Origin of the sequence: Lentilactobacillus sp. (assembly GCF_040773105.1) — a bacterium.
Classification (GTDB): Bacteria; Bacillota; Bacilli; order Lactobacillales; family Lactobacillaceae; genus Lentilactobacillus; species Lentilactobacillus parabuchneri.
The window spans coordinates 1-5,183 of record NZ_JAXGWW010000143.1 but is presented as its reverse complement, the minus strand read 5'-3'; the positions used below and the strand labels follow the sequence as shown (position 1 = coordinate 5,183).

At 46.5% G+C, this 5,183-nt stretch carries 4 protein-coding genes and 1 pseudogene; all 5 read right to left on the bottom strand.

From position 1 onward, the window contains the following. Positions 1–589: 589 nt before the first annotated feature. Positions 590–1,276, bottom strand: a complete 687-nt coding sequence (locus AB3112_RS07920) for an ABC transporter ATP-binding protein (RefSeq protein ID WP_084973302.1) — start codon at positions 1,274–1,276, stop codon at positions 590–592. 2 nt (positions 1,277–1,278) lie between these two features. Then, positions 1,279–2,343: an ABC transporter permease gene (locus AB3112_RS07915; protein WP_367334243.1), complete on the bottom strand. Its 1,065-nt coding sequence runs from the start codon at positions 2,341–2,343 to the stop codon at positions 1,279–1,281. Beyond that, a complete protein-coding gene (locus AB3112_RS07910) occupies positions 2,343–2,867 on the bottom strand; it encodes a TetR/AcrR family transcriptional regulator (protein ID WP_057909030.1) in 525 nt (174 codons plus the stop codon). Before AB3112_RS07910 ends, AB3112_RS07915 begins: the two co-directional genes overlap by 1 nt. Before the next feature lie 591 nt (positions 2,868–3,458). After that, the gene (locus AB3112_RS07905; RefSeq protein ID WP_084998084.1) at positions 3,459–4,520 is read right to left on the bottom strand and encodes a hypothetical protein; all 1,062 of its coding nucleotides are present in this window, start codon (positions 4,518–4,520) and stop codon (positions 3,459–3,461) included. Between the two features lie 117 nt (positions 4,521–4,637). Then, positions 4,638–5,183, bottom strand: a pseudogene (locus AB3112_RS07900) (hypothetical protein); the annotation flags it as partial.

Here is a 5,183-nt window from a genome sequence, read left to right as displayed (position 1 = left end):
AATTGCGACTAACAACGTTGTGACCAGTCCCAGTGTGGTCACATGGACGACGCTCAAAAAATAAGTGGGACCTAAACAGCGGTTAGCTTCCAGAGAAAAAGAGAAGTTTCGGCGATGAACGAAGGCGTTCATCGCCGAAACTTTTTATCTTTCCTTTTACCTAGCGAAAACGTGTTCCGACGACCGCAAACGAAGTGCAGCGTCTAGTCCCGTGGACGACGACCCAGACTCCTACTGCATAAGCAAAAAGGTTCGGCGATGAACAAAGGCATTCATCACCGAACCTTTTTACTTTTCCTTTTACCTAGCAAAACGTGCTCCGCAAACCAGCTTTCTCCGCTTAGTCCAATAACGGCCTTTAACGCAAAACCGCGTTAAAGGCCGTTATTACACTAATGCTCCGACGGCCATGAAATGCCTAGTAGCTAATCGGTTTGCTTCGCACTCCGATTTGATAAAAATGTTCGTTTCACGTTTCTTTTTACCTAGCCGAAAACGTGCTACGACGCAACTGATGCTAACTTCTAAGGGGAATTCAACCAAAGCCCCAAGTTCCGGGGCTTTGCTTAAATTCCCCTTAGAAACCGCATCACCCGTTGCTCGGCGCACTCTCCGTCATTTTTCCATCCATTATCTGATAGACCTTATCCGCATACTCCAACAATCGGGTATCATGCGTTACGACCACAACCGCCTTATCTCGTTGCTTTGCCAAGTCTTGGAACAACTGGCCTACCTCTTCAACCTTTTGACTGTCCAGCGCCGCCGTTGGTTCATCCGCCAACACAATATCCGGGTTGGCATACAACGCTCTGGCAATCGCCACCCGTTGCGTTTGACCTCCCGACAACTGACCGGGGAACTTGTCGACCAAATTGGAAATCCCCAATTGCTTCAACAAGCCCGCCAAGTCTTCTTTGTTCAAGTTGCCTTGACGCTTAACTTTATCAACGAATTCAAACTGTTCTTTCACTTTTAAATATGGTACCAAATTATATGACTGAAGGACAAAACCGATTTGGTTCAATCTTAACTTGTCTCGTTGGGCCTTGGTTAACTGCTCAACCGCCTTGCCCTCAACTTCTACCGAGCCGGACGTTGGTGTTTGAAGACCACCGGCAATCGTCAAGAAAGTACTCTTGCCCGATCCGGATGGGCCAACCACCAAAATCAATTGGCCCCGATTGGCCGAGAAATCAATGTCGTGTAATACGTGAACCCGGCTGATGCCGCTTCCGAAAATTTTATTTATCTTTTTTAATTCAATAACTGCCATGATTAACCTCCAATCACACTCACTGGGTCGACGGTCGCAATCTTCTGGGCTGGAATGGCGGCACCGATGACTCCCATAATCATCAGGCCGATTGAAATCCAGATCAAAACCGGAATGTTAAATGCCATTGGCACACCAACTGGAATCAACGACCCCGTCAGTGCCGCAATCACACCACCAAGAACCACTCCTGAAGCCATCAAAATGACTGATTGACTGGTAATCGTGGAGACCAGTGCCCGGGCTGGAATCCCTTGTGCCCGCAGAACTGCGTAAGTCGGCAGTGCCTGCATCGTTAAAATGTATAGGAATACCGCAATTAAGACCAATGAAATAATCATCAAAAATCCGATCATGAATCCAAAGGTCGTATTTTGTGCGGAATATCCCGGTAATTTATTAGTGAATTCACTCATTGAATACGTCTTTAAATTGGAATTATGAGCGTTATACTTGGCGTTTCGTGAAACAATCGCACTTCCGGCCACGGGCACGTTACCCATCCCCCGGATTGCCTTCCACGATGGCAGCGTGCCGTAAATCACAGGTGAAATGTTTAACTTGGCGTTTTTGGTAAAACCAACAATTTTAAACTTTTGGCCAAACGAGTTTAACGTCAACTTATCACCGATCTTATAGCCCGATTCCTGAAATTTCTGATCAACTACGACTTCATGCGCGCCTTTAAACTGATGACCAGAAGACACCTTCAAGTCTTTGTATATAAAGTCGCTCTTTCGCGTACCCAGAAATAGTGCAGAAATCTTTTCCTTGCCCTTGTACTTGGCAACCACTGGGGTTGTACCAATCAGCGATTCCTTAGACGTCAGGTTGTCTTTTTTAGCCTGCGCATTCGTAATCGTTGATTGTGACAAGTTAATGTTTGAATCCTTATTCAAGACAATGCTCTTGGCATCCCACGTCTCAATCGCCTGCGTATTTTCGCCGGCAAGTCCAAATGCCAGACTGGTTAAAATGAAGATCAGATACGCAATCAAGGTGACCATGGCGATAATCAGTCCATACCTCAATTTTTCGTGTCTGATTTCTTTAAGCGCTAAATACATTATTTCTTCCCCTTCCCTGCTAACAGATTTAATGCCTCAGCCAATCTTTGCATGACAATTGGCTGTTCCTTTGGATTAATGACGATTTCTTTGATGGCTTCATGGCTTAAAATCATAGTTGCCCATTCCTGTGAGCTCACCGTTGTCGGATCAACATTGTCCTGTGAAACCAGCGATTCATTCTTCATCAAATGCATCTTGATCAAGCCAAAATACTGGCTGTCCTGGGCCCCTTTGACGAAAGCCTCGACCTGATTTAAATAAAATTGCGGATCAAGCTGGCCACTAGCTTTGTTGTGGATATCGCTGTGAATGTCCTGCATTGCAATGCCGTACAAATATTTATAAGCATCAATTAAATCATCGAAATACTTATAAAAAGCCCCTCTCGCAATGCCGGCCGTCTTCACAATCGGTGCAACTTGCGCAATTGCCAGCGGCTGTTCGCTAAATTCTTTTAGTAGTGCCTGTCGAATCTTGGTCTGCTTTTCGTTACTTAAATGAGTAAAGGTTGTTGATACCATGTTTTCCTCCCACATGACGCCGTGTCATTAATCTATGAACCGAGTATAATACGTGAGTGACATCGTGTCAACAATTTAGCTTGGAAATGTTTCAGACCCGTGTTTGGGTGCGTAAAAAGGCCAAGGCAACGGGTTTGCACTGTGGTTGTCTTGGCCTTTTGGAGTTGCTTGGCTGTTATTTGGATGTTGATTTGTTTGGTGATCTGCTGTTATTTGGATAAAACGTGTTTCGACGACCGCAAACGACGTGCAGCGTCTAGTCCTTTAGACGACGCAACTGGCGCTGCTCGTCACACTCTGAAATTCCATCTTGGATATTGATTTGCTTAGTGATCCCCTGCTATTTGGATAAAATGTGTTCCGACGCAACTGACGCTAACATATAAGGTACCGGTAGTTTAAATCCAAAATCGGGATTTAAACTACCGGCACCTTATATACCGCGTCACCCGTTGCTCGTCACACTAAACGTGCTACGCAAACCAACTTTCTCCGCTTAGTCCAATTAGCGCCTTCAACGCAAGACCCGCGTCAAAGGCGCTAATTAAACTAATGCTCAAAAGTAACCCGGTTTGCTCCGCACTCTGGTCATTAATACCCCGTCGTCGACCTCAACAACTCTGGGTTTCTATTCGACAGCAACAGTGCGTGTCCCGTCGCATCAAAGATCATGCTTTCAAATTCACGGTGTGAATTAAACCGCGTGTACTTAATGTCACTTGGTCTCAAACTACCGCGACCATTTAATTTCCGTGCCGGCAGCGTTTGGATCGAATCATCCGAAACGAGATACAATCTGCCGTTATGCGGGTTATAGCCCATGGCCTGTTGGTGGGTTCCCGTTTGTTTCCGCAAGAGCTGCTTCGTTAATTTCACATGGATTGACCGGCTGCCTAATTTGGCCTTATAAATCTTCACGTGGCCGGACGAAATTCCCCACCAGTAAGCATTCCCTGAATTATCAAAGGTCAGGTCATGGCCTGCTGGAACCATCGCCCCACGATTATTCATGTGGAACTTGATGGCTCGGTTCGGTTTTAGTGACGACATGCTGATCCGCTGAATCGTCGACCAAGTCGTCGGCTTCATATCAGGTCGGTCGCGCCACATCCAGATAGCGTGCTGTTTCTTGTTGTATGCCAGCGATTGGCCGTGACCCACATTGAACATCGGCCCAACCTTCATCCCAGCAGTCTTCTTCGTCAGTGCATCTTGTGCCTGGCTCAAGCTCATGTTGTCCAAGGTACTGCGATTGTAGCGGACAATAAACCCTTTACCGTGAAATTGGTGGGGCGCATACAAGACGAACAGGTACTTACCGCCAAAAGCGGCTGCTTGCGGATTGGTGACATCCCGACTGGATTTTCCCAATGCCATGTGCGTATTTGGCAGCAAATACTTGGTCTTTAACGTCCACTTGGTGCCATGAACGCTCTTAATGGTTTCGCGGCCGGATGGATTTTTCGACCAGCCATAGTTGCCTGCTTTAACGAACTGAACGTTGCTGTTGTTCAAAATTCGCAGACTTGAACCCGAATACTGACTGATGGCATTACTGCGTTGAACGTATGTCGCAGCATCTACCGTCCCAACAAATGATGTCCCTAGCAAAACTGCCGTGGCTATTCCCACGGATAACTTACCAAATTTCATAATACCCCTCCAGATATGTTGTTTATTTGATATGTTGATAACAAAATTGTACCACCCATTTGGGAGAAATAATGATATTATTAACACTTACCGCATGAAAATTTCACCCATCACCAACTAGTAAGAATGGTTAGCTTGAAGAACCTCTGGACAGTGGTTAACCAGCAGGTTGCCTCGAGAACTGCCATCATAGGCAATCCCTTCAAATTCCCGCTTCGGCCCAAATTGAGTCCACTCAAAGCTGTTATTCGTCAGATGCCCGTGACCATTAAGTTTCTTAGCCGGGAAGCTGGCAATTGACGCGTCCGACAGCATTAACAATCGTTTGCGCACAGGATTATACCCCATGCTTTGAATGCGCGTGCCGGGCAAATGCTTCAGCACCTGATGCGTCAACCTGAAATGAACTGATTTATGGTGAATTTTCCCCTTAAAGATATAAGCACCCCAACCAGGAAACGACCAGAAATAGGCATTTCCGGAATGATCGAAGGTGAGATCATGACCACCCGGAACGGATACGCCGTGGCTGTGGAGTCGGAAACGAATGGCGTAGTCCGGCCGCAACGTCGATGCCTTGATGTGCTGGATGTATCCCCAGTTGCTAACAGGAATTCGGGGAGCCTTTTCCTTGTCCCGCCACATGTATAGCCCGTGGTTCTT

Coding starts and splice junctions, on each gene's coding strand:
- AB3112_RS07920 (WP_084973302.1), bottom strand. CDS start 1,276: ATGGCAGTTATTGAATTAAAAAAGATAAATAAAATTTTCGGAAGCGGC.
- AB3112_RS07915 (WP_367334243.1), bottom strand. CDS start 2,343: ATGTATTTAGCGCTTAAAGAAATCAGACACGAAAAATTGAGGTATGGA.
- AB3112_RS07910 (WP_057909030.1), bottom strand. CDS start 2,867: ATGGTATCAACAACCTTTACTCATTTAAGTAACGAAAAGCAGACCAAG.
- AB3112_RS07905 (WP_084998084.1), bottom strand. CDS start 4,520: ATGAAATTTGGTAAGTTATCCGTGGGAATAGCCACGGCAGTTTTGCTA.